Here is a 25,096-nt window from a genome sequence, read left to right on the forward strand (position 1 = left end):
GCCTTTTTAGTCGTCAATGCACTGGCCGCTTATCGACGAACTCTAGACCAGTGTGCAAGGGCTATCTATCTGAAATCCGAGAAGTCGGAGGATCAGGCAAGTATTCAAGAGGATTGAGCTAGCGTGTCTGATCCCATCCTTGGCTTACCGCGCTGCGAATCCCATCCAGCAACATCGCGAACGCCGGGTTGTCGTTGTTCTCGCGCCAGATCAAATGCAGCTCGCTCTGTGCCCCTTCGCCCAGGTCGATATCGCGGAACACCACGTTCTTGAACACGACACTGCTGGCGCAACGCGGCACCAAGGCCAGGCCCATACCGGCATTGACCAGCGCCAGTATGGTCAGGGAGGACCCCAGCCACTGCACGAACTGCGGTGCAACGCGGGCCGAACGCAGCAGGCCGGTGAGCAGTTCGTTGAACGGCGGGTAGGCCGAGTGGGCGTACATCAGGAAGGGCTGGGCGTCCAGGTCGTGCACGCTGACCGTCGCGGCATTGGCCAGCCGGTGGCCGCTTGGCACCGCCAGTACAAAGGGTTCGCGTACCAGGCATTCGGTGGCATAGCCGGGCTCAATCAACGGCGCGCGGACGATCCCCAGATCGATGCGGCGCGCGCGCAGGGCTTCGTATTGCTGGTAGGTGTTCATCTCCGCCAGGTCGATCTTGACGTGAGGTTGTTTGAGCCGCGCCTCGGCGATCACACGAGGCAAAAATTCATACACCGCACTGCCGACAAAGCTGATATTGACCGTGCCGATATCGCCCTCGGCAAAGCGGCGCGCGGTAACGGCCGCCTGCTGGGCACGCTCCAGCAGGTTCTGCGCTTCGATAAAAAACGCACGACCGGCGGCGGTCAGTGCAACGCTGCGGGTGGTGCGGGCAAACAGTTCGACCCCCAAGTGATGTTCCAGCAATTGGATCTGCCGGCTGAGGGGCGGCTGGGTCATGTTCAACCGTTCGGCCGCCCGCCGGAAATTCAGCTCGGTGGCCACAGTGGTGAAGCAACGCAGTTGGGTGAGCTCAAACATTGATCTAATCCAGGTATCAATCGGATGCCAAGTTAGATTAGACGGGATCAATGCCCGGCGTCCATGATCAACGCGTCCCTAAAAAAACAATGATTGGGAGTAGCCCTTGGACACTGTTCAGAATCCGCCAGACCCGACCGTGCTCGTTCGTGCGGCCGCCAAGGTCAAGCGTCATGTACTGCCGTTATTTGTGGTGATGTTCATCGTCAACTACATCGACCGGGTCAACATTGGCTTTGTGCGCAGCCATTTGGAGATCGACCTGGGCATTGGCGCGGCCGCCTACGGCCTCGGTGCCGGTTTGTTCTTCATTGGCTACGCGATCTTTGAAGTGCCGTCCAACCTGCTGCTGCAGCGCTACGGCGCACGGGCCTGGCTGACGCGCATCATGTTCACCTGGGGCGCGGCCGCGATGGCCATGGCTTTCGTCAAAGGTGAAACCAGTTTTTATATCCTGCGCTTTGTCCTTGGCGCTGCCGAAGCGGGGTTTTTCCCCGGTGTCATCTACTACTTCACCCAATGGCTGCCGGCCTCCGAGCGCGGCAAGGCCATGGCGATTTTCCTCAGCGGTTCTGCGATTGCCTCAGTGATTTCCGGCCCGGTGTCGGGGGCCTTGCTGCACATCAATGGTTTTAGCCTGCATGGCTGGCAGTGGATGTTTCTGATTGAGGGGTTTGCCTCGATCGTGCTCTGTGGCTTTGTATGGTTCTGGTTGCAGTCCCGTCCCGATCAGGCGACGTGGCTCAGCGCAGAGGAAAAACACGCGTTGGTGAGTGCCATCGAGGCGGAACAGCTGGCGCGTGAAGCCGTCCGGACTGTCCGGCCCTCGATGTTCAAGTTGCTCGCCGACAGACAAATCGCGCTGTTCTGCTTTATTTACTTTTCCATCGCCCTGACCATTTACGGCGCCACTTTCTGGCTGCCCAGCATGATCAAGAAAATGGGCGACCTGGGCGACTTCCAAGTGGGGCTGTTCAACTCGATTCCCTGGTTGATTTCCATCGTCGCCATGTACGGTTTTGCTGCCCTGGCCGCCAAGTGGAAGCACCAGCAGGCATGGGTTGCATTGATGCTGGTGATCGCCGCGTTCGGCATGTTCATGTCCACCACCGGCGGGCCGGTGTTTGCCTTTGTCGCCATCTGTTTTGCCGCGATCGGCTTCAAGGCCGCCTCGGCCTTGTTCTGGCCGATCCCCCAGGGTTATCTGGATGCGCGGATCGCCGCGGCGGTGATTGCCTTGATCAATTCAGTCGGCAACCTGGGAGGCTTTGTTGCCCCTACCACCTTTGGTTTGCTGGAGCAGACCACCGGCTCCATCGAAGGCGGGCTGTATGGACTGGCCGCTACCTCGCTGTTGGCGGCGGTGGTGGTGTTTTTTGCGCGCACCACACCACGCGGCACCGTGCCCCCCACACCCACTACACATCAGCACGCTTCTCGTCCACGCCCACAGGGAGCAACCTCTTGAAAATCATCCGCGTGACCGTCACACCGATTGCCTTTCGCGACCCACCGCTGCTCAACGCCAGCGGTATCCATGAAGCCTTCGCACTGCGCTCGATCATTGAGATCGAGAGTGACACCGGCTATATCGGCCTGGGCGAAAGTTATGGTGATGCCCCGGCGTTGGCGATCCAGCAACAGGTGCAGCCACAACTGATCGGCCTGGACCCTTTCAACCTGAACGGGCTGCGTGCGATCGTCCAGGCCACGGTGGCCGCGCATAAACCCGCGAGCCTCAGCGGCGCCGAACTGGCGCCGGGTTCCCACGCCAGCAAGGCGGTGAGCAATGCCTATTCGGCGTTCGAAGTGGCCTTGCTCGACCTGCAGGCCCACGCCTTGAATGTGCCGCTGGTGGACTTGCTCGGTGGGGCGATCCGCGACCGGATTCCGTTCAGTGCCTACCTGTTTTTCAAGTACGCCGAACACATCGACTCGCCCTACAGGCCCGACAGTTGGGGAGAAGCGCTCAACGAACAGCAGATCGTCGCACAGGCCCGCCGGATGATCGAAACCTATGGTTTCAAAAGCATCAAGCTCAAGGCCGGCGCCCTGGAACCGGAACATGAGGTGCGTTGCATCAAGGCGCTGAAAACGGCTTTCCCCGGCCTGCCGCTGCGCATCGACCCGAATGGCAACTGGTCCCTGGAAACCTCGGTTCGCATGGCTGAGCTGCTGGGCGACGACCTGCAGTATTACGAAGACCCGACCCCTGGCCTGTCAGGCATGGCCGAGTTGCATAAACGCACCGGCTTGCCCCTGGCGACCAATATGGTGGTCACCGATTTTGACGAGTTCCGCCGCAGCGTGGCGTTGAACAGCGTGCAGATCGTACTCGCCGACCATCACTACTGGGGCGGCCTGCGCGACACCCAAGTGCTGGCGAAAATGTGCCAGATCTTCGGCCTGGGCGTATCGATGCACTCCAACTCACACCTGGGCATCAGCCTGATGGCGATGGCCCATGTGGCGGCGTCGGTGCCCAATCTCGATTACGCCTGCGACACTCATTACCCCTGGCAGGAGCCGGACGAAGAGGTCATCAAGGGCGGCAAGGTGCCCATTGTCGATGGTTGCGTGACGATCACTCGCGCGCCGGGGTTAGGCCTGGAGCTTGATCACGACCAACTGGGCAAGCTGCATGACCAGTACCTCAACTGCGGCATACGCCAGCGCGATGATGTGAAACAGATGCAGCGTTACCAACCGGATTGGAAGACTGTGAAACCGCGTTTCTGAAGCGGGTCGCTTCGCTTTGCCCGGCAACACACCTGTGTGTCGCCGGGCTTTTTTTCAGCCAAAATCTTCTTCGAAGTGTTCCTGTTCGCCCCGCGTTTCGCTCTGGCGACGCAGTACTTCCATCTGGCGCAGTTCCACCCGACGGATTTTTCCCGAAATGGTCTTGGGCAGTTCGCTGACGAACTCAATACGCCGCACCCGCTTGTAGGGCGCCAGATGTTCGCGAGCGAACGCCAGGATGTGCCGGGCCAGCTCGGCGTCGCCGCAGGCGTCATGGGCCAGGATCAGGAAAGCCTTGGGCACTGCCAGGCGCAGCGGATCGGGGCTCGGCACCACGGCCACTTCCATGACGGCCGGGTGTTCGATCAAGGCGCTTTCCAGCTCGAACGGGCTGATGCGGTAGTCGGAAGCCTTGAACACATCGTCGGCGCGACCGACGAAGGTGATGTAGCCGTCGGTGTCGACCTGTGCGGTGTCGCCGGTGCGGTAGTAGCCGTCACGCATGACCTCGGCGGTTTTTTCCGGGCTGTCTTCATAGCACAGCATCAGGCCGAGCGGGCGCACGTCCAGAGGCAGGGCGACTTCGCCTTCAGTGCCGGGGTTGCCATCGGGATCGAGCAAGGCCACCCGGTAACCTGGCAACGGGCGGCCCATGGAGCCAGGCTTGAGCAACTGGCCGGGGGTGTTGCCCACCAGCGCGGTGGTTTCCGATTGTCCGAAGCCATCACGCAGCGGCAAGCCCCAGGCATGTTGAATCTGTTCGATGATTTCCGGGTTCAGCGGCTCACCGGCCCCGACCAGTTCGCGCAGGCTCAAGCGCGATTTGTAGCTGGCGAGATCCTCCTGGATCAGCATGCGCCACACCGTGGGCGGCGCGCACAGGCTGGTCACACCGTAGCGTTCCAAGGCACTGAGCAAGGCCGGCGCGCTGAAGCGCGCGACGTTATGGATAAAGATGCAGGCGCCGGCATTCCACGGTGCGAACAGGCAGCTCCAGGCATGCTTGGCCCAACCCGGTGACGAGATATTCAGGTGCAGGTCACCCGGTTGCAGGCCGATCCAGTACATGGTCGACAAGTGCCCGACCGGATAGCTCTGGTGACTGTGCAGCACCATCTTCGGCTTGGAGGTGGTGCCAGAGGTGAAATACAGCAGCATCGGGTCGGTGGCCAGGGTGCGGCCTTCGGCCTCGAACTGCTCGGCGTGCTCAAACGCGGCGTTGTGCGCGACCCAGCCGGCAGGTGCCGAACCCACGCAGATGCGGCTGCAACCCTGCGCAAGCCCGGCGAATTTGTGCACATGCGCCTCACCGACCACCAAGTGACGAACCTGTCCGCGTTCAATGCGGTCGCGCAGGTCGTCGGGGTTCAACAAGGCTGTGGCGGGGATGACCACGGCGCCAAGCTTGAACGCGGCAAGCATGGTGTCCCACAGCGCCACATCGTTACCGAGCATCAACAGCACACGGTCCCCCCGACGCACGCCGAGGGCGCGCAGGTGGTTGGCCACTTGGTTGGAGCGCGCGGACAACTGCTGGAAGCTGTAGCGCTGCTCGCTGCCATCTTCCTCGACGATCCGCAGCGCATCCGCTGCATTGCCCTCGGCCATGGCGTCGAAATAGTCCAGGGCCCAGTTGAATTCGCCCAGCTGCGGCCAACGGAAATCCCGTACGGCGGTGGCGTAGTCGGTGCGATGAGCGAGCAGAAAATCCCGAGCGGCCAGGAAGGGCTGGGTCATGGTGGCTGTCCTTAATTATTGTTGTGGGGACTGGCCCTCGGTCGAACCGAGAGATTGGACCGAGTATAGGCACGCATAAATCGAAGCAGAACGGCCAAAAACACCGGAGCGTTATGCAAAAAAGTCATGGGTGTCGCGCCTCACCCCATGTAGCGAAACCCTCCCGACAATTTTTCCTTCAGAAACCCCACCAGCGCACTCACCGACTTCGGCACATGAGGCGAGTACGGCCGAATCAGATAAATGTCATCGGCAAATGCGCCTTTGAGCGTCCACCCCTTGAGCACCTGCACCAACTTGCCGCTGGACAGGGCGGCGTGGGCGCTGAAATCCGGAAGCAGGGCGATACCCAAGTGGTTGAGCGCCGAGTCGCGCAAGGCTTCGCTGTTGTTGGTAGCGAAGCTGCCGGCGATGGGCACGGTGAGGCGTTCGAGATTTTTAGCGCCGCGCTCGAAAGTCCAGGCGGGTTGGTCGGTGCCGCGTGGGTAGAACAGGCAGTTGTGCGTGGACAAGTCGCCGGGGTCGCGCGGTTCGCCGTGGCGTTGCAGGTATTCGCGGGTGGCGACCAGCACCGAGCCGGTGTCGCACAGTTTCCAGGCCACATGGGTTTCCGGCACCCGGAAGCCGTGACGCACGGCCAGGTCGTAGCCTTCGGCGGCCAGTGAACTCAGGGCGTCGGACACGTCCAGTTGAATGCGCACCTGCGGGTACTGTTGCAGGAATTCCGACAGGTGCGGCACCAATTGCTGACGGGCGAACGCCACTGGCGCGGTCAGCCGTACCAGCCCGCGAATCTCGCCGACCGAGTCGCGCACCGACGAAAAACTGCGGGCGATCTGCTCATAGGCGCTGCGCACTTCACGGGTCAACGACAGCCCCGCGTCGGTCAGCCTCACGCTGCGCGTGGTGCGGGTGACCAACTGCGTGCCGGTGGCTTTTTCCAGGTCGGAAATACGCTGGCTCACGGCGGACTTGCTTACGCCCAGGCGCGCGGCAGCGGCGGTGTAGGTGCCGTGTTCCTCCAGCACTGCGAGCCAATGGATATGGGTCCACAGCCCCTCGATCTCAGCCTTTTCCATGATTTTATTGTTCGCCATTGTGGACAATAAGTTCTGGATTCTGCTCTGGTTTGGAACAAATCGAAAGCCTATCGTGTGCTCCAACGCTACTCACCTGGGATCTGCTGCCATGACCACCACCATCGAGCACTACATCAACGACCAGCGCGTGTCCCGCGATGATCGCTATCAGGACGTCTACAACCCGGCCACCGGCGAAAAGACCGGCCGCGTCGCCCTGGCCAGCCGCCAGACCGTCGGCGAAGCCGTTGCCGCTGCCCAGGCTGCGTTCGCCGGTTGGGCCGACACGCCGCCGATCCGCCGCGCCCGCGTGCTGTTCGAATACCTGCACCTGTTGCGTGAACGCAAGGACGACCTGGCACGCATCATCGTCGCCGAGCACGGTAAGGTTTTCACTGACGCCCAGGGCGAAGTCGATCGTGGCATCGACATCCTCGAATTCGCCTGCGGCATTCCCAACCTGCTCAAGGGCGAACACTCCGACCAGGTTTCCCGTGGCATGGACAACTGGACGATGCGCCAGCCCCTGGGCGTTGTGGCCGGTGTCACACCGTTCAACTTCCCGGTGATGGTGCCGATGTGGATGTACCCGATCGCCATCGCGGCGGGCAACACTTTTATCCTCAAGCCAAGCCCGACCGACCCAAGCGCCTCGTTGTTCATGGCCGAACTGCTGCGTGAAGCCGGCTTGCCCAAAGGCGTGTTCAACGTGGTGCAGGGCGACAAGGAGTCAGTGGACGCGCTGATCGAACACCCGGACGTCAAGGCCGTGAGCTTTGTCGGCTCCACGCCGATTGCCCAATACATCTACGAAACCGGTGCCCGCAACGGCAAGCGCGTGCAAGGTCTGGGCGGCGCGAAAAACCACATGGTGGTGATGCCCGACGCCGATATTGAAAAAACCGTCGATGCTCTGATGGGCGCCGCCTACGGCAGTGCCGGCGAACGCTGCATGGCCATCTCCGTGGCAGTGCTGGTGGGCGATGTGGGTGACAAAGTCATCGCTGCCTTGACCGAACGGGCCAAGCAACTGCGCATCACCGACGGCCGCGACCTCAAGGCCGAAATGGGCCCGATCGTGTCCCGTGCGGCGCTGGAACGCATCAGCGGCTACATCGAGCAAGGCGTACAGGCTGGTGCGCAACTGCTGCTGGACGGGCGCGACTATGTGCCCTCTGAAGCGGGCCTGGAAAACGGCTTCTGGCTTGGCGCGACCCTGTTCGACCACGTGACCCAAGAGATGAGCATCTACCGCGAAGAAATCTTCGGCCCGGTATTGGCCTGTGTGCGCGTGAATGACTTTGGCGAAGCGATCAAACTGGTCAACGACCACGAGTTCGGCAACGGCGTGAGCTGCTTCACCCGCGACGGCAACATCGCCCGTGAATTTGCGCGACGGATCGAGGTGGGCATGGTTGGCATCAACGTGCCGATTCCGGTGCCGATGGCGTGGCACGGGTTTGGTGGCTGGAAGAAGAGTTTGTTTGGCGATATGCACGCGTATGGCACTGAAGGTGTGCGCTTCTACACCAAACAGAAGTCAATCATGCAGCGCTGGTCGGAGAGTATTGAGCAGGGTGCGGAGTTTGCGATGCCGGTCTCCAAATAACTAAAGCCAGTACGCGGTCAACTGTGGGAGCGGGCTTGCTCGCGATAGCGTGGTGTCAGTCAGCACATCTAGTACTGATACACTGAAGTGCGCCCCAAAAGTTGGACAGTTGTTGGTTAGGCTACAGCGGACTTGACCCTATAGGCTACAGGGCTCAGTCCGCCAAGCTTCACTTTGATTCGTTTATAGTTGTAGTAATGGATGTACTCATCCAACCCAGCTTGCAACTGTTCCACGTTGTCGAAGTTTTTTCGGTAGTAAAATTCTGACTTCAGTGTGCCGAAAAAACTCTCCATTGTGGCGTTGTCATAACAGTTTCCTCTGCGTGACATGCTTTGCTCCAGCCCCGCCTTTTCCAGTCGCTCTCGGTATTTTGAGTGTCGGTAATGCCAGCCCTGATCCGAGTGCAGCATAGGCTTAGCCCCCTCAGGTAAGCGTTGAAGAGCTTTTTCCAACATCTCGCCCACCAAAGCATATTGGGGGCGCATGGCCATCTGATAGGCCACAATCTCGCCGTTGTACAAATCTAAAACTGGAGATAAGTACATCTTCTTGCCAGCCACTTTGAACTCGGTGACATCAGTTACCCATTTCTGATTCGGTTTCTCAGCCTCGAATTGACGAGCCAGTGTATTGGGCGATACATCTCCCATCGGTCCGTTATACGACCGGTATTTCTTTGGTCGCACGGTGCATTTCAGACCCAGCTCCCCCATCAGCCGACGTACCGTTTTCCCGTTGATCTGTGGTCGTTCTTTACGAAGCTCTAAAGTCATACGACGATAACCAAGACAGCCCATATGCTCATTCTGGAGGTTCTGGATAGCTGCTTTGACCGAGGCAAACCGGTCTGCAACGCCCATCGCTTTGAGTTGGTAGTAGTACGTGCTTCGCGCAAGGCTCACCAGCTTGAGCAACTCACTCAAGGAAAACTCTTGCTTAAGCTCACTGACTAATCGGGCTTTTTCTTCTGTTCTTTCTCCCGCCTCATCACTGCCTCGCCTAACTCCCCAAGCTTTTTTAGGTAGGCGTTCTCCATGCGCAGATACTTGAGCTCATCGAGCAACGTCTTGTGTTCGGGCTCAGGGGCAGTGATTGGGGCAGAAGATTTACGTGGTTTAATGGGTGGCTTAGACATAACGGTACACAGTCCTTTTTTCCCTGACTCCAGGGCTTCAATGCCGCCACTGTAATACTGCTGCTGCCATCTGCCCACCTGAGTGGAGTTACCCAAATTGAAAAGCGCCGCTGCGCGGCGTAAGGAAAGGGAGTCACGCCACATGCGTTGTAGGACGGAGAACTTGAACAAGGCGGAGTAACGTTGGCCGGTGGTGCTCAAACTGGCCTCACCGTGCAATCGATACGCCTCGACCCAGCGACGAAGCAATGTAGGGTCCATTTGAAATTGAGCGGCGATACGGCGAAAGCCTCGGCCTTTCTCAAGGAAAGTGGTAATAGCGGATAGCTTGAACTGCGTCGTGTACTTACTCATGAAAAATACGCCCCAAGAATTGGATGGGTGTCCAACTTCTGGGGCGCACTTCACACCGCTATCGCAGGCAAGCCAGCTCCCACATTTTTTTAATCCGTCTCCAGCAGATGCCCCAGCGCCAGGCGCGGGGTGCTTGCTCTACTTAGAGGAACTTGGCACGCTCACCCAGCGAGCGAACACAGTCAAGTCAACAATAGGGAAATGCTACGTTGAGCCTTGACGTGTATTTGGCCCGATACGGCGTGTTCTGGTTGACTGTCCTGACGCTGGTGTACTTGTTGCTGGTCGCCATCTACATGCTGATTTCGGCTTATAAAGTAGATGAAACCCGCCCTGCGTCACGATAAATGACTTTCCATGCATGGAATGGATCCCTGCCCCCGTCCCTTGGAGAACGCTTTGAAAGCAATCATGGGTATCGCCTTGTTGTGCACGTTGCTGGCCGGTTGTGCGCCGTCTTATTCGGCATGGACGGACGGTATGAATGCGTTTGTCGGCACGCGCTTCGATGCCCACCTCTATGACGATTGCACCCGCGGCTGTGGCGATTCGTATTGGTCTCCGGTCAACAAGAAAGAGGTCTATGACCAGGTTGTGAAGGAGGGCGACAGCCTGCGCTACTTCATGACCTGGATCCGCGACTGTCGATACTCCGTGCTCGTCTCGGGTGAGGGCATTATCCAGTCGTGGCGCTATGAGAATGAAGACCGTAGCAGCTGTTACGTTTTTTAGTCGGCTGTCTTCCTCGTCACCACGCCGCCTGCCCGGGCAGGCCGGCACTTTTTACAAGACCTCATGTATAGATGAGGTCAGGCCGCCGATGGAACCGAAAATCGATGTGCACCCCCCCTTGGGGTAGATGGAGGAGGGGGCGTGTTGTTGGGCAAGTGAGGTTGTCAGCGTCTGCCTGTGCGCGTACTCACATCCACCCACACTGCCAGCACCAGGATGCTGCCCTTCACGATCATCTGCCAGTAGCTGTCCACATCCAGCATCGACATCCCATTGTCCAGGCTGGTGATCACCAATGCCCCGAGCAACGCGCCATACACCGTGCCCGAACCACCGCGCATTGATGTGCCGCCGATAAAACACGCGGCGATGGCATCCAACTCGCCCATGTTCCCCGCTGACGGCGAGCCGGCCGCCAGGCGAGCCGTGTTGACCAAACCGGCGAGGGCGCACATCACGCCCATGATGCCGAAGATCCACAGTTTCACCGCCTGCACATTGATGCCCGACAGGCGTGTGGCTTCCATGTTGCTGCCGACCGCGTACACACGACGCCCAAATACGGTCTGGCTGGTGACGTAGCTGAATACGCCCAATAAAACCAGCAGCAGCAAGACGGGGACGGGAATTCCGTCGTAGCTGTTGAGGGTCGTGACAAACCCGGCCAGTACGGCTCCGATCACCGCCACGCGCACCAGGTCTCGTGCGAACGAGTGCGCCGCCAGACCATGCAACGCCCGGTTGCGCCGCTGCTTCCAGGTCAGAAAAACCGTCAGCGCAAACAACAGCACGCCCAGCCCGATACCCACCGAATGCGGCAGATACCCCTGGCCCACATACACCAGCGACGGCGAAACCGGTGCAATGGTGGTGCCGCCGGTAATCCCCAGCAGGATCCCGCGAAACGCCAGCATCCCACCCAAGCCGACAATGAACGACGGGATGCGCAGATAGGCCGTCATGTAGCCGTTGGCCAAGCCAATCATCAACCCGCACAACGCTACCAAGCTCAGGTTGGCCAGCAGCGGAATGTGATAAACCACATCCAGGATCGCCGCCAGCCCACCCAGCAACCCCAGCAACGACCCCACCGACAAATCGATCTCGCCGCTGATGATCACCAATACCATGCCGCACGCCAATATTCCGGTGATCGACATCTGCCGCAGGAGGTTGGACAGGTTGCGCGGCGTGAGGAACCCACCCTCGGTCTGCCAGCTGAAAAACACCCAGATCACCGCCACGGCGATGACCAGGGCGAGCATTTTGTAGCGGGTGAAAAGGTGTTTGACCTGATTCATCTACGCGGTCTTCCGATCATTATTGTTGTGTTGGCTGAGCGCGGCGGCGAGTACCTGTTCCTGGGTGAGCCCCTCGTTGATGAAGTCGCCGCGCAACTGACCGTCGCCGATCACCAGCACGCGGTCGGACACCCCGAGCACTTCTGCCAATTCCGACGAGACCATGATGATCGACACCCCCTCGGCAGCCAGCGCGCCCATCAGCTTGTAGATCTCATACTTGGCGCCCACGTCCACACCCCGTGTGGGCTCATCGAGGATCAGCACCTTGGGCTTGGCCATCAGCATTTTTGCCAGCACGGCCTTTTGCTGGTTGCCGCCGGACAGGCTGGTGATCGGCAGGAACGGGCTGGCGGTCTTGAGGTGCATGCGCGCGATTTGCTGGTCGATGCTGCCCAGTTCGGCTTCGGCGTCGATGCGGGTCATGTGCGCATAAGTGTCGAGCACCGCCAGGGTGATGTTCTGGCCCACGCCCAAGTCGGGGATGATGCCTTGGCGCTTGCGGTCTTCGGGCACCATGCAGAGCCCGGCGCGGATGGATTTGAGTGGCGTGCGCGTATCGATCACCTCGCCGTCCAGCCACACCTCGCAGCTGTAGCGGCCGGGGTAGGCGCCGAACAATGCTGACACCAGTTCGGTACGCCCGGCGCCGACCAGCCCAGCGATGCCGAGGATTTCCCCGCGCTTGAGCACAAAGGACACATCGTCCACGCGCTTGCGCTTGGGGTTGTCGACGTCATGACAGGTGACGTTGCGTGCCTCGAAAATCACCTCGCCGACGGCATGCGGCTCGGTGGGGTAGAGGTTGCTCATCTCGCGGCCGACCATCTGAGTGATGATCTTCGCGATGTCCATGTCAGCCATGGCGGTGGTCGCGATGTGCTTGCCGTCGCGGATCACCGCAATGGTGTCGCACACCGCCGCCACTTCATCGAGCTTGTGGGAGATGTACACGCAGGCCACGCCCTTGGCCTTGAGGCCGCGGATGATGTCCAGCAGTACCTCGATTTCCGAGCGGGTCAGGGCCGAGGAGGGCTCGTCGAGAATCAGCAGTCGCGCTCTCTTGTTCAGCGCCTTGGCGATTTCCACCAGTTGCTGGTAGCCGCCGCCGTATTGCGACACCGGCAGCGCCACGTTCATGTCCGGGACCTTGAGCTCGCGCATCAACGCTTCGGCGCGGTGGAGCATGGCCGGGTAGTTCATGCGCCCACCCGGCAAGGTCAGTTCGTGGCCCATGAAGATGTTTTCGGCCACCGACAGGTCGGGCACCAGGGTCAGTTCCTGGTGGATGATCACGATACCGGCGGCTTCGGTTTCGCTGATGGAGTGGGCCTTGAGTGGCTGCCCCTCCCAGAGTATTTCGCCCTCCCAGGTGCCGTGGGGATACACCGCCGACAGCACCTTCATCAAGGTGGATTTGCCGGCACCGTTCTCGCCGCACAGGCCGACGCATTCCCCCGGCCGCACCTGGATATCGATGCCGTTCAGCGCGTTGACACCGCCAAAGCTTTTGACGATGCCGTTCATTTGCAGCAGGTAGTCGGCCATGACGGTCACTGCCCGGTAATCTGCTCTTTGGTATAGAACCCGTCTTTCTCCAACAGGTCGATATTCGCCTTGGTCAACGGCGTCGGAGTCAGCAGGATGGTGTCGACCTTTTTGCTGCCGTTGTCATATTGCGAGCTGTAGGTGGGTTTCTCATTGCGCGCCAGTTGCACCGAGAGCTTGGCTGCTTCCGTTGCGATCAGCTTGAGCGGCTTGTACACGGTCATGGTCTGGGTGCCGTCGACCACGCGCTTGATCGCGGCCAGGTCGGCGTCTTGTCCGGAGATCGGCACCTTGCCCGCCAGTTTCTGCGCGGCCAGGGCCTGGATCGCACCGCCGGCAGTGGCGTCGTTGGAGGCGACGATGGCGTCGATCTTGTTGTTGTTCCGCGTCAGGGCGTTTTCGACGATGCTCAGGGCCTCGGTGGGGTTCCATTCCTTCACCCACTGTTGGCCGACCACCTTGATGTCGCCCTTGTCGATGGCCGGTTGCAGCACCTTCATCTGGCCTTCGCGCAACACCTTGGCGTTGTTGTCGGTGGGCGCGCCGCCTAGCAGAAAGTAGTTGCCCTTGGGCGCCGCTTGCAACACGCCGCTGGCCTGCATTTCGCCGACTTTTTCGTTATCGAAGGAGATGTAGGCGTCGATGTCCGCGTTGAGAATCAGGCGGTCATAGGACACCACCTTGATTCCGGCGTTCTTGGCTTCGGCGACGGCATTGGTAAGCACGGTGGCGTTGAACGGCACGATGACGATCACGTCGACGCCACGGGAGATCAGGTTTTCGATCTGGGAAATCTGCTTTTGCTCGTTGGCATCGGCCGATTGCACGAAGACCTTGGCGTCGAGCTTCTCTGCGGCGGCGACGAAGTAGTCACGGTCGCGGGACCAGCGTTCCAGACGCAGGTCGTCGATGGAGAAGCCGATTTTCGGGTGGGCGGAATCGGCCATCGCCGGCAGGGCGAGCAGGGCCAGGGCAGTGGCGAGCAGGGTACGTTTGAATGACTTCATGGTGGTGCGTCCTTTTATTGTTGTTGGAAGACTCTAGACAAACACTGTACCTGTGGCGAGGGAGCTTGTTGTGGTGAGCGGGGCAAGCCCGCTCACCACAGATAGCCGCCAGCCACAGTGTCACCGGTAGATAAAGCGATTCACCACACCCTCAAGCATCTCCTGGCGACCACTCACCGCCTGTGGGTTCAGCTCATGGGCGAACGCATGCTCCGCCAGCGACTCCAGGCTGAATTCACCCGCCAGCACGGCCTGGCCCAACGGTTGCTGCCAACCGGCGTAGCGCTGGTCCTTGAACTGCTGCAACCGATCGTTCTGTACCATCGCCGCTGCGCGTTCCAGGGCCAGGGCCAATACATCCATGGCAGCTACATGCCCATGGAACAGGTCCACATCGTCCAGGCTCTGGCGGCGCACCTTGGAGTCGAAGTTATAGCCGCCATTTTTAAAACCGCCAGCTTTGAGGATTTCATAAGTGGCGAGCGTCATTTCCTCGACGCTGTTGGGAAACTGGTCGGTGTCCCAGCCGTTCTGCGGGTCGCCTCGGTTGGCGTCGATGCTGCCGAAGATTCCCAGGGACACGGCGGTGGCAATCTCATGATGAAAACTGTGCCCGGCCAGGGTCGCGTGGTTGGCCTCGATGTTCACCTTGATCTCATGTTCCAGCCCGTACTCATGCAGGAAGCCGAACACCGTGGCGCTGTCGTAATCGTATTGGTGCTTGGTTGGCTCCTGGGGCTTGGGTTCGATCAGCAGGTCGCCCTTGAAGCCGATCTTGTGCTTGTGCTCCACCACCATGCGCATAAAGCGCCCGAGTTGTTCGCGCTCGCGCTTGAGGTCGGTGTTGAGCAGGGTTTCATACCCCTCGCGGCCGCCCCACAGTACATAGTTGGAACCCTTGAGGCGCAGGGTGGCGTTCATCGCGCTGAACACCTGGGCGGCGGCGTAGGCAAACACCTCCGGGTCCGGGTTGCTCGCGGCGCCAGCGGCAAAGCGTGGGTTGCTGAAGCAGTTGGCGGTGCCCCATAGCAGCTTGATGCCGGTCTGTTCCTGATGGCGCTCCAGGTGATCGACCATCTGCGCGAAGTGGTGGCGGTACTCCTTGAGCGAACTGCCTTCAGGGGCGACATCCGTGTCGTGAAAGCTGTAGTAGTCGATGCCTAGCTTGGAGAAAAATTCGAAGGCGGCGTCCGCCTTGCCGATGGCCAATTCCATCGGGTCGCCACTGCGCTGCCATGGCCGCTTGAAGGTGCCGACGCCAAACATGTCAGCCCCCGGCCAGACGAAGGTGTGCCAATAACAGGCCGCCATGCGCAGGTGTTCGCGCATGGGTTTGCCAAGGATGAGCTTGTTGGCGTCGTAATGGCGAAAGGCGAGGGGGGCATCGCTATCGGGGCCTTCGAAGCGAACCTTCTCGATACCGGGGAAGTACGGCATGGCGTTTTCCTTATTGTTCTTGGCGGTGGCTCGATACTAGCAACGGCGTCGAGCTTCCCGATTATGAAAATCACCAAAGGATGGTGCGATTTTGCGTGACAGGGGCTAGTCTGTTTCGACCGGCCTCAGGATAAAAACAATGAAGACCCTACCGCCCGTGCACCGCATTGCCTTGCTGTTCAACGGCAGCAAAATCTACGACCGCGGCATCATCGCCGGCATCGGCAACTACCTGAGCAGCACCCGCGCGTCCTGGGACTTGTTCCTCGAAGAGGACTTTCTGTGCCGCCTCAAAGGCATTGAGCGTTGGCAGGGCGACGGCATCATTGCCGACTTCGACGACCCGCTGATCGGCGAGGCGCTGGTCGGCAGCAAAGTGCCGGTGGTGGCAGTGGGTGGCTCCTACGAGGATGCACGCGCCTACCCGAAGGGTATGCCTTATGTGGCGACGGACAATTACGCCTTGATCAAGTTGGCCTACGAACATCTGATCGAGGCAGGCCTGACGCGCTTTGCCTGTTTCAGCCTGCCCGAAGCCCAGGCCAATCGCTGGGCCCAGGAGCGCGAAAAGGCTTTCAAGCGCTTGCAGCAACGGGATGGCTTGTCCGTGCAGATCTATCGCGGCCTTGGCACCAGCGCGCCGCTCTGGGACAGCGCTGTCGAGCAACAAATCGCCTGGCTGAAAAGCCTGCCCAAACCCATCGGCATCATCGCCGTCACCGACGCCCGCGCCCGGCAGCTGCTGCAAGCGTGTCTCACTGCTGGAATTGCTGTGCCGGAAGAAGTGGCGCTGATCGGCATCGACAACGACCCACTGACCCGTACCCTCACGCGTGTGCCGCTGAGTTCGGTGATCCAGGGCACCGAAACCATGGGCCGCACCGCCGCCGCGTTGCTGCATCAGATGTTGCACGGCAAGCCTTGCACCGGCACGCAGGTACTGATCCCGCCGGATGCGATTAACGTGCAGGCCTCAAGCCTGCATCAACCTTTGGGTAACCCTTACGTGATGCAAGCGCTGCTGTTTATCCGTCAGTACGCCTGCCAGGGGATCAAGACCGCCCAGGTGGCGGCCTATGTCGGCGTGTCGCGCTCCTCGCTGGAGGCGCACTTTCGCAAGGCGCGCGGTTGCAGCGTGCATGACGAGATCCTGCGTTTCAAACTCGCCAGCGCCGCCAAGGGCCTGGAGGACGATCACCTGGCGATTGCCGATATCGCCCAGCAGTGTGGCTTCAAGTCCGCGCAGTACCTGCACACGGTGTTCCGCCGCGAGTTCGGCTGCACGCCACGGGAATACCAGCAGAGCCATTAGAAACTTTACAGGCTTGGCCCATTCGCCGCTGGACTTGCACCGCACAGACTAGGGAGAATGGTTTTTTGTGGCGTAAATGGAAGCTCCCATGACCGACAGTGCCCAGCGTGCCGCCAGCGACATCGACCTGATGACCGAAGTGGCCATGCTTTATTACCTCGACAACATCACCCAGGAAGCCATCGCCAAGCGCTTCGACCTGTCGCGGGTCAAGGTCAGCCGGCTGCTCAAGCGCGCCCGGGATGAAGGGGTGGTCGAGGTGCGGGTGTTGCAGCATCCAGCCCTGAACACTGAACTGGAGCAGGCGCTGGTCGAGCGTTTCCAGTTGGACCGCGCCTTGATTGCGGTCGACCACGGCGACCCCGACACCCAGCGCTCGGCCGTGGCCAGCCTGGTCGCCAACTACCTGAACAAGACCCTCAGCGACGGCATGATCATCGCTGTCGGCATGGGCCGCAACGTGGGCGCCGTCGCCGAGAATGTGTTCCTGCCGGTGACGCGCAACTGCACCTTTGTGTGTGCGATTGGCGGTTCGCTCAAGGCCGGTGAGTACATGAACCCCGACCATATCTGCCGGCGCCTGGCCCTGCGTTTCGGCGCCGAGAGCGAAACCCTGTATGCCCCGGCCCTGGTGGCCAACCCGGAACTGCGCAGCGTGTTGATCAACAACGACACCGTGCGCTCCACCCTCGACCGCGCACGCCGCGCCGATATCGCGCTGATCGGCATCGGCGACATGAGCGAGAACAGCAACATGGTGCGCATGGGTTGGTTCTCGCCCCAGGAAATCGCCCAGGCCCGTGTGTCCGGTACGGTGGGCGACATGATGGGCTACGACTTCATTGACATCCACGGCCAGCCGGCGGTCAACGCCATGCAGGGCAGGGTGATCGGCTTGACGGTGCAGGAATTGGTGCGCATTCCCGACGTGGTAGCGATTGCCAGCGAGAACACCAAGGCGGCGGCGACCCTCGGCGCGTTGCGCTCCGGGGTGATCAACACCCTGGCGACGACCGTGTCGAACGCCTACACGATCCTCGCCCTGGATGATGCGACGCGCCGTTAAGTAACATTCTTGTAGTGAGCGGGCTAGGCGATCAGCCGAGCCTCGACCGATTCGGCGAGGTCGGTGAGGATCAGGCAACACGACACCGCGCCGGCATCCAGCACGCCGAGGGAACGCTCCCCGAGGCGGCTGGCGCGGCCGATTTTCGCCACCAGGTCACGGGTGGAATCGCGGCCCTGGGACGCCGCGCTTTTCATCTGGCGCAAGGCCTCGCTGAATGACGCGCCGCTGGCCTGGGCCTGTTCAAATGCCTCGACGGCGGGGATCAGCGTATCCATCAGGCATTTGTCTCCCACGCCTGCATCGCTGATGTCCTGCAGGGACGTCAGGCCGCCGCGCAGCAGCTTGGCGAAGGTCGCTGCGTCGATGCTGTCACGGCCGCGCACTTCATCTGCCATGCCGATGAACAGGCTGCCGTAAAGCGGGCCCATTGAGCCGCCGATGCCTTCCATCAGTGCCAGGGTCAGTTCGTCGAGTGCCTCGGCCAGGGACAGCTCGCGACCTTCCAGGGTCTTGCCGCAGCGTGAAAACCCCTTGGCCATGTTGATACCGTGGTCGCCGTCGCCGATGGCGCCGTCCACTTCGCTGAGGTATTCGCGGTTGGCGACAATGATCGACACCAGGCTGGCGACGATGGCGCAACCGGTGTTGCTGGGGAAATGCTCGCTCATGCTCTACTCCGACTGGGTCATGCCGATGGAGCGGCAGGGTTGGTCTATCAGGCTGCTCAGTTCGGCGTCGAGCCCGAGCAGGGTCAGGGTCACGCCCATCATTTCCAGCGACGTGAAGTAGTTGCCCACATAACAGCGGTGAATGCGCAGGCCCTTGGCGCGCAGTTGGCGCTCGACCTCGGCGTAGAAGATATACAGTTCCATCACTGGCGTGGCACCCAGTCCCGACACCAGCACCACCACACTCTGGTCCCGGGTGAAGTCGCGGTCGGCCAGGATCGGCGCAAGCATGCGTTCGGCCATCGCCGCGGCGGATTCCACCGGCACCACTTCGATACCGGGTTCGCCATGGTGGCCGATGCCCAGTTCCATCAGGCCGTCGGCGATCTGGAAGTTGGGTTTGCCCACGGCCGGGATGGTGCAGGGCGTCAGGCCCACGCCGATGGAGCGACAATGATCCACGGCTTTCTGCGCTACACGGATCACGCCGTCGAGATCGTAGCCCTGGGCGGCGGCGGCACCGCCGATTTTCCACATAAAAATCTCACCGGCCACGCCGCGTCGCTTGGCGATGTCCGCTGGCGGGGCAGAGGCCACGTCGTCATTGGCGACCACGGTGCGAATGGTCATGTCTTTGCTGGCGGCCATTTTCATTGCCAGCTTCACGTTCATGTTGTCGCCGGCATAGTTGCCGTACAGGCACGCCACGCCCGCGCCCTGGTCAGCGGCGCGGAATGCATCGAAGAAGCTCTTGGCGGTGGGCGAAGAAAATATCTCGCCGATTGCCACCGCATCCACCAGCCCTGGGCCGACATAACCCAGAAACGCTGGCTCATGCCCCGAACCGCCGCCGGTAACGATGCCCACCTGGCCAGCCGGTGAGGTCTTACGCCTGATGACCCGTGGGTTGCTCTCGTACTGCACCAGTTCCGGGTGCGCCAGGAGAATGCCCGCGAGCATGTCCTCGACCACCAGGTCGGGATCGTTGATGACTCGATTCATAGGGTGTTTCCTTGTTCTTATCTGTATGGAATCGGATTACTGAATGCTGTAGCCGCCGTCGATGACCACGTTTTCGCCGGTGATCATCTTGGCCGCGTCGCTGACCAGGTAAAGCACCAGGCCGGCGATCTCTTCCGGCTGGGCGAAACGCCCCACCGGGATCTGCAATTTGGCCTTCTCGCCCAGTTCACCGGCCCAGGCCTTCTTGCCCAGGGCGGTCTCGACGATGGTCGGCGATATGGCGTTGACGTTGATGCCGTGGGGCGCCCATTCCATGGCCAGCACCTTGGTCATGCCTACCACAGCGGCTTTGCTGGCGCAGTAGGCCACGTGGCGATCAAGGCCAATCACGGCGGCTTGAGAGGCCAGGTTGACGATGCGCCCGCCGCCTTGCTCGATCATATGCCGGGCACAGGCCTGGGCCACGAAAAAGCTGGCCTTGAGGTTGATGTCCAGGGTGGTGTCCCAGGCGTTTTCACTGACGTCCAGGGCCTTGTCCAACAGCGCGACACCCGCGCTGTTGACCAGGTAATCGATGCGCCCGAGTCCGCTGTGCGCCTCATCAATCGCAGCCTGTACCGACTCAAGCAGGCGCAAATCAGCCACCACACCCAAATGACCCGTGCCGAGGCTGGCAGCCACTTCGACCACCGCCGGGTCACGATCCAGCAAAGCCACCTTGGCGCCGCGGTCCACCAACAAATTCGCGCAGGCCAGGCCGATCCCGGCGGCGCCTCCGGTGATCACGGCACAACGGCCGGTGAGGTCGAACGCCTGGTTCCAGAAATTGGACATTGCACACACTCCACTTAGCGTTTTTTCTTGCGCCAGACATCGATCAGCACCGCAAGCACGATGATCAACCCCTTGGCCACTTGTTGGTAATACGACGACACCCCGAGCAGGTTCAGGCCGTTGTTGATCACGCCGATCAGCAGCGCACCAAACAGCGTGCCGACAATGCTGCCGATGCCGCCCGACAGGCTGGTGCCGCCGATCACCACGGCGGCAATCGCGTCCAGCTCATAAGACACGCCAGCCTGGGGCAGGGCCGACGTGGTCCGTGCCGCCAACACCACGCCTGCCAGCCCTGCCAGCAGACCAGAGATTACATAAACCGAAAACGTCACTTTGCGCACGCCGATCCCCGAGGTGCGCGCGCTCTTTTCATTGCCGCCCACGGCGTACACGTAGCGCCCGTAAGTGGTGTAGCGCAGCACCATCCAGAAGATCAGCGCGACCACCGCAAAAATAATGATCGGCACGCCGATGGGGCCGAGCTTGCCGATGCCCAGGGTCAGGAAGCTGTCCGGCAGGTCGGTGACCGGGCTGCCGTCATTGAGGATGAAGGTCATGCCGCGGGCCACGCTGAGCATGCCGAGGGTGGCGACGAAGGGCGGGATGCTCAGGTTGGCAACCATGAAGCCATTGACTACGCCGAGCATGGCCCCGGCGAACATCCCCGCGCTCACGGCTGCCAGCAGGCCATAGCCCTGGGTCGCGACCAGGGCGCTGCACAAACCGGCGAAGGCCAGGATCGAACCCACCGACAGGTCGATGCCCTTGGTCAGGATCACGTAGGTCATGCCCACGGCCAGGATGCCGTTGATGGAGGTCTGGCGCAGGATGTCCATCCAGTTGCGCCAGGTCATGAAGTATTCGCTGGAAAACGCCATCACCAGGCACAGCACGATAAACACCAGCGGCAGGCCGAAGCGGTCGAGGGACAAGCGCAGGCGGTTGCGCGGCGTGGCGGTAACGGGTGTGGCGAGGACTTTGCTATTCATGAGGCAAGACTCAACAAGGCTTCCTGGGAAAGGGCGGTGTCGGTGCTGACGGTCACCAGTCGACCGCCCTTGAACACGGCGATGCGATCACTCAGGTGCAGCAACTCCGGCGCTTCGGACGAGACCACGATGGCCGCGCCACCGGCACGCACAAATTCATCCAGCAGGTGATAGATCTCCTGCTTGGCGCCTTCGTCGATGCCGCGCGTGGGTTCGTCGCAAAGCAGGCAGATCGGCTGGGTCGACAGGCATTTGGCGAGCACCACTTTCTGTTGGTTGCCGCCGCTCATCGACTCCACCGGCAGGTCCAGTGACGAGACCTTGATCTGCAGGCGCTTGACCATGCTGTGTGCCAGTGCCTGTTCCTTGCGCGCATTGATCACCGACCAGCTCGACAGTTGCTTGTAGGCCGACAGCGCAATGTTGGCGAGGATGCTGGCGCTGAGCACCAGGCCGCTGTCTTTGCGGTCTTCGGTGACCAGGGACATGCCGGCGCGAATGGTTGCCGCCGGGGTGCCCGTGGGCAACGGCTGGCCTTGCAGGGTAGCGCTGCCGGCGTCCGGCAGGGTCAGGCCGTACAGGCAGTTGAGGAATTCGCTGCGGCCCGAGCCCATCAGGCCGTAGATGCCGAGAATCTCGCCCTGGCGCAGTTGCAGGCTGATGTCCTGGAACTCGCCGTCGCGGCTCAGGCCGGTGACGTCCAGGCAGGTGGTGGCGGCGCATTCGCGGCCGACCTTGTGGTCGATGCGTTGCAGCTCCTGGCCGACGATGCCGCGCACCAAATGGGCACGGTCGATATCGGCCATGCGCCCGCTCTCTACAAAGGCGCCGTCGCGGAAGATGCTGTAGTCGTCGGCGATCTGCGCCAGTTCGCTGAGGCGGTGGGACACATAGATGATGCCGGCGCCACGTGCGGTGAGGCGGCGGATGGCCTTGAACAGGGTTTCGGCTTCGCGCTCGCCGATGGCCGAGGTGGGTTCGTCCATGATCATCACCTGGCAGTCATGGCTGAAGGCTTTGGCGATTTCCACCAGTTGAATCTGGGCCACGCTCAGGCGGTGCATGGGACTGGTGGCGTCCACATCAAATTCGAGGCTTTGCAGCAGCTCGCGGGTGCGGCGGTTCAGTTCCTTGCTGTCGACGATGCAGCCGGCGCGGCGCGGTTCGCGGCCCAGCCAGATATTTTCGGCCACGGTCATGTAGGGGATGGGTTCCAGTTCCTGGGTGATCATCGCCACCCCGGCAGCCAGTGCCGCACTGGGGCGGTCGAACTGCACCGGCTGGCCGTTGAGCAGGATGCTGCCGGCGTCACGCTGGGTGATACCCATGAGGATGCTGAGGAAGGTCGATTTACCGGCGCCATTGCCGCCGCACAGTGCGTGCACGCTGCCGGCCCGTAGGGCGAGGCGACCGTCGCGCAGGGCAGGGACCCCGGCGTAGGCCTTGGAAACATGTTCAGCCTGGAGCAGTAATGGCGTGGCCATCGGTGTGTCCTCTTGCTGATTTTCTTATTAGGTAGGCTTAGCCAGCAGCCTGATCATATGATCGTATAGTGATCATATGTTTAAACCGCCTGAGTCGGTTTTGTCAATGGCTTAGGCTGGGGGCTTACGGTGGTTTTGCGTTTTTTACGTATTAGGGTCTTTAAATAAGCCTTGACAGCTCCCTGCCCATCATCGGCTAATGATTGTGCATAATTTCAGTTGGTGATCATTTGATCGATCTGATGGAGAAACAGTAATGGGTGCACAAACGACGTTTTCGGTGGCCATCGGATGCGACGAGGCGGGCTTCGAACTCAAGGAATTGCTCAAGCGCTTCATTGAAAGCCTGGGGTACGGGGTCGAGGATTTTGGCTGTCACTCGTCCAGCCCGGTGCTCTATCCAGATATCGCGGCGGCGGTGGCTGTGGCAGTGGGCGCCGGCCAGCAGCGCTTGGGTGTGTTGATTTGTGGCACGGGCATAGGCATGGCGATTTCCGCCAACAAGATCAAAGGTGTGCGGGCGGCCCAGGCCCATGACACCTATTCCGCCGAGCGCGCGCGCAAGAGCAACGATGCGCAGATCCTGTCCATCGGTGCGCGGGTGATCGGGCCCGAGCTGGCCAAGAGTATCGTCAAAGTGTTTCTGGAATCGGAATTCGAAGCGGAGCGCTCCGGGAAGAAAGTCGAGCGCATCACTGCGCTCGAACAGGCGAACAGGGCATTGCCGTCAGACGATTGAGCCGCCTCAGAACACCGCCTTGACCTGTAGGCCCAGTACCAAGGCGTTGTCGATGTTGTCACCGGAAAACGCACCCGGCTCGATGATGTACTGCACATCCGGACGCAGAGTCAGCCAGGGCATGGCCTGATAGCCGTAGCTGAGTTCGATCAACTGTTCGGCATTGTTCAGGTTGGGATAATCGTCCCCGGCGTTGAGCGCGACCAGTTCCTGCGCCTCGCGGCTGCGTGGGTTGGGCACGGCGCGACCATAGCCGAGGGCCAGGGTGTCACGCGGCCGGCCTTCGAACGGTTTGTACAACACCACGCCCGCGCCATACCACTTGCTGAACGGCGAGGCCGCTTCGCTGGCAGCGGAGTACTGGCCGAAGGCGTGCAGCACACGGCCAGCGGATGAGTCGCAAGCCCAAACGGCCTGGTCGATCAGCAGGTAGTGGCCGCTGCGTCCGCTCACTTCTTTGTTGCTGCCGATGCGTTTCACATCGGAGCTGTCGTAGTAATAGCCCAGCTTGTATTCACTTGGCAGACTGCCCGCGTGTTTGTACACCAGCTCGATCGGCACCACGGTTCCGGTGGTGTGTTTGGGGCTCAGATGCCAGGCGCGGCTGGCGTCGCCGTTGCTCTGCGGGTCCACGTTGAACGCGGCGACGCGTAGTTGCCAATTGGGGGTAAAGTCATATTTCACCCGCGCACCCAGATGCGCATTCGGGTAGTTGGTCCAGCCGCTGCCGCCGGACATGTTCAGCGGATGCCCGCAGAAGCCGGCGTTCATGAAGTTGCACAGAATTCCGCTGTCCAGGCCGCCGAGGTCGTTGCCCATGGCCATGTAGCCGAGCTTGACGTTGAGTGCCGGAGTAAACAGCGTGCGCTCGTAACTCAGCTCGGTCAGGCGGGTGTAAAGGCCGCCGTAGTTTTCCTGGATCGGCAGGCGGTTGCCCACCAGGTCCTCGGAAGCGCTGTTGCCGCGACGGTCGTTGATGGTGACTTGGATGCGGTCGCCATTGTTGAAGCCATACAGCTTGCCCAAATCAAACTGCACGCCCAGCTTGAGGTTCTGTGAGTAACGCGCCGAGCGGTGCTGTCCGCCGTGGGCGTTATAGGCGGTTTCGCCGCTGTAGTCGCCGGTAAAGCGGATGCCTTGGGCGTCGAATTCACGGCGCAGGCCGCCCCAGTCGCCCGTCAGGGTGGTGTCATCGGCTTGCACAGGCAGGGCGGCACCCAGGGCCAGGCCCAGCAACAGGCGCCCAAGGGGAATAGGATAAGTGGGGGTCATGCGGGGTCTTCCAGGCAGAAGGCGCGGTGCCGGGGGAGGCACCGCGCAAACGGGA

The 25,096-nt window shown here is 60.9% G+C and carries 22 protein-coding genes; 8 read left to right on the forward strand and 14 right to left on the reverse strand.

Going from position 1 to position 25,096, the window contains the following annotated elements; genetic code table 11:
• Positions 1-118: 118 nt before the first annotated feature.
• Positions 119-1,027 carry a LysR substrate-binding domain-containing protein gene (locus tag LVW35_RS10595; protein ID WP_233895354.1) on the reverse strand — a complete coding sequence of 303 codons (909 nt, stop codon included), beginning with the start codon at positions 1,025-1,027 and terminating at the stop codon, positions 119-121.
• A 106-nt stretch (positions 1,028-1,133) separates the two neighbouring features.
• Here LVW35_RS10595 and LVW35_RS10600 point away from each other — a divergent pair, with 106 nt between their 5' ends.
• Together LVW35_RS10600 and LVW35_RS10605 are read left to right on the forward strand one after the other, a co-directional pair.
• Positions 1,134-2,495: an MFS transporter gene (locus LVW35_RS10600; protein WP_233895355.1), complete on the forward strand. Its 1,362-nt coding sequence runs from the start codon at positions 1,134-1,136 to the stop codon at positions 2,493-2,495.
• Positions 2,492-3,766 (forward strand): glucarate dehydratase family protein, encoded by a 1,275-nt coding sequence (locus LVW35_RS10605; protein WP_233895356.1) that lies wholly within the window; start codon positions 2,492-2,494, stop codon positions 3,764-3,766. The genes LVW35_RS10600 and LVW35_RS10605 overlap by 4 nt, the downstream gene beginning before the upstream one ends.
• A 54-nt stretch (positions 3,767-3,820) precedes the next feature.
• Here LVW35_RS10605 and LVW35_RS10610 read toward each other — a convergent pair whose 3' ends face one another.
• Complete coding sequence (locus tag LVW35_RS10610) at positions 3,821-5,503, reverse strand: AMP-binding protein (protein WP_233895357.1); 1,683 nt, start codon at positions 5,501-5,503, stop codon at positions 3,821-3,823.
• Positions 5,504-5,643: 140 nt separating this feature from the next.
• Complete coding sequence (locus tag LVW35_RS10615) at positions 5,644-6,582, reverse strand: LysR family transcriptional regulator (protein WP_233895358.1); 939 nt, start codon at positions 6,580-6,582, stop codon at positions 5,644-5,646.
• Between the two features lie 109 nt (positions 6,583-6,691).
• On the opposite strand from LVW35_RS10615, the gene LVW35_RS10620 reads away from it, so the two are divergent.
• Positions 6,692-8,191: a CoA-acylating methylmalonate-semialdehyde dehydrogenase gene (locus tag LVW35_RS10620; RefSeq protein ID WP_233895359.1), complete on the forward strand. Its 1,500-nt coding sequence runs from the start codon at positions 6,692-6,694 to the stop codon at positions 8,189-8,191.
• A gap of 116 nt (positions 8,192-8,307) precedes the next feature.
• On the opposite strand, the gene LVW35_RS10625 is transcribed toward LVW35_RS10620, so the two are convergent.
• Positions 8,308-9,683, reverse strand: a protein-coding gene (locus tag LVW35_RS10625) for an IS3 family transposase (RefSeq protein WP_442799565.1) whose coding sequence is annotated in 2 segments (ribosomal slippage) — positions 8,308-9,201 and positions 9,204-9,683 — 1,374 coding nt in all. Because the reading frame shifts where the segments join, the coding sequence is not laid out codon by codon here.
• A gap of 209 nt (positions 9,684-9,892) precedes the next feature.
• On the opposite strand from LVW35_RS10625, the gene LVW35_RS10630 reads away from it, so the two are divergent.
• Together LVW35_RS10630 and LVW35_RS10635 are read left to right on the forward strand one after the other, a co-directional pair.
• Positions 9,893-10,030 carry a hypothetical protein gene (locus tag LVW35_RS10630; protein WP_233895360.1) on the forward strand — a complete coding sequence of 46 codons (138 nt, stop codon included), beginning with the start codon at positions 9,893-9,895 and terminating at the stop codon, positions 10,028-10,030.
• A gap of 52 nt (positions 10,031-10,082) precedes the next feature.
• Entirely contained in the window at positions 10,083-10,415 is a 333-nt protein-coding gene (locus tag LVW35_RS10635; RefSeq protein ID WP_233895361.1) for a hypothetical protein, read from the forward strand.
• A 164-nt stretch (positions 10,416-10,579) separates the two neighbouring features.
• Here the strand turns inward: LVW35_RS10635 and LVW35_RS10640 are convergent, their stop codons facing one another.
• The 4 genes from LVW35_RS10640 to xylA form a co-directional block, all read right to left on the reverse strand.
• Positions 10,580-11,716 carry a sugar ABC transporter permease gene (locus LVW35_RS10640; protein ID WP_233895363.1) on the reverse strand — a complete coding sequence of 379 codons (1,137 nt, stop codon included), beginning with the start codon at positions 11,714-11,716 and terminating at the stop codon, positions 10,580-10,582.
• A complete protein-coding gene (xylG, locus tag LVW35_RS10645) occupies positions 11,717-13,264 on the reverse strand; it encodes a D-xylose ABC transporter ATP-binding protein (protein ID WP_233895365.1) in 1,548 nt (515 codons plus the stop codon).
• A gap of 5 nt (positions 13,265-13,269) precedes the next feature.
• Positions 13,270-14,271 (reverse strand): D-xylose ABC transporter substrate-binding protein, encoded by a 1,002-nt coding sequence (gene xylF, locus LVW35_RS10650; protein WP_233895367.1) that lies wholly within the window; start codon positions 14,269-14,271, stop codon positions 13,270-13,272.
• Positions 14,272-14,391: 120 nt separating this feature from the next.
• Complete coding sequence (xylA, locus tag LVW35_RS10655; RefSeq protein WP_233895369.1) at positions 14,392-15,708, reverse strand: xylose isomerase; 1,317 nt, start codon at positions 15,706-15,708, stop codon at positions 14,392-14,394.
• A gap of 139 nt (positions 15,709-15,847) precedes the next feature.
• Here xylA and LVW35_RS10660 point away from each other — a divergent pair, with 139 nt between their 5' ends.
• Together LVW35_RS10660 and LVW35_RS10665 are read left to right on the forward strand one after the other, a co-directional pair.
• On the forward strand, positions 15,848-17,020 hold the full coding sequence (locus LVW35_RS10660; protein WP_233895371.1) for a XylR family transcriptional regulator: 1,173 nt from the start codon (positions 15,848-15,850) through the stop codon (positions 17,018-17,020).
• An 88-nt stretch (positions 17,021-17,108) separates the two neighbouring features.
• Positions 17,109-18,086 carry a sugar-binding transcriptional regulator gene (locus tag LVW35_RS10665; RefSeq protein ID WP_033903113.1) on the forward strand — a complete coding sequence of 326 codons (978 nt, stop codon included), beginning with the start codon at positions 17,109-17,111 and terminating at the stop codon, positions 18,084-18,086.
• Positions 18,087-18,109: 23 nt separating this feature from the next.
• Here LVW35_RS10665 and dhaL read toward each other — a convergent pair whose 3' ends face one another.
• From dhaL to LVW35_RS10690, 5 genes are read right to left on the reverse strand one after another with little or no spacing between them, the layout of a single operon-like run.
• Positions 18,110-18,757, reverse strand: coding sequence for a dihydroxyacetone kinase subunit DhaL (gene dhaL, locus LVW35_RS10670; protein ID WP_233895373.1), 648 nt, complete (start codon positions 18,755-18,757; stop codon positions 18,110-18,112).
• Positions 18,758-18,760: 3 nt separating this feature from the next.
• Positions 18,761-19,759, reverse strand: a complete 999-nt coding sequence (locus tag LVW35_RS10675) for a dihydroxyacetone kinase subunit DhaK (RefSeq protein ID WP_233895375.1) — start codon at positions 19,757-19,759, stop codon at positions 18,761-18,763.
• A 36-nt stretch (positions 19,760-19,795) separates the two neighbouring features.
• A complete protein-coding gene (locus LVW35_RS10680; RefSeq protein WP_233895377.1) occupies positions 19,796-20,554 on the reverse strand; it encodes an SDR family oxidoreductase in 759 nt (252 codons plus the stop codon).
• 14 nt (positions 20,555-20,568) lie between these two features.
• Complete coding sequence (locus LVW35_RS10685; RefSeq protein ID WP_233895378.1) at positions 20,569-21,546, reverse strand: ABC transporter permease; 978 nt, start codon at positions 21,544-21,546, stop codon at positions 20,569-20,571.
• Positions 21,543-23,030, reverse strand: a complete 1,488-nt coding sequence (locus tag LVW35_RS10690; protein ID WP_233895379.1) for a sugar ABC transporter ATP-binding protein — start codon at positions 23,028-23,030, stop codon at positions 21,543-21,545. The genes LVW35_RS10685 and LVW35_RS10690 overlap by 4 nt, the downstream gene beginning before the upstream one ends.
• Before the next feature lie 256 nt (positions 23,031-23,286).
• Here LVW35_RS10690 and rpiB point away from each other — a divergent pair, with 256 nt between their 5' ends.
• Entirely contained in the window at positions 23,287-23,769 is a 483-nt protein-coding gene (gene rpiB, locus LVW35_RS10695; RefSeq protein ID WP_233895380.1) for a ribose 5-phosphate isomerase B, read from the forward strand.
• Between the two features lie 6 nt (positions 23,770-23,775).
• Here rpiB and LVW35_RS10700 read toward each other — a convergent pair whose 3' ends face one another.
• Complete coding sequence (locus tag LVW35_RS10700; RefSeq protein ID WP_233895381.1) at positions 23,776-25,041, reverse strand: carbohydrate porin; 1,266 nt, start codon at positions 25,039-25,041, stop codon at positions 23,776-23,778.
• Positions 25,042-25,096 lie beyond the last annotated feature (55 nt).

Origin of the sequence: Pseudomonas sp. HN11 (assembly GCF_021390155.1) — a bacterium.
Lineage (GTDB): Bacteria > Pseudomonadota > Gammaproteobacteria > Pseudomonadales > Pseudomonadaceae > Aquipseudomonas.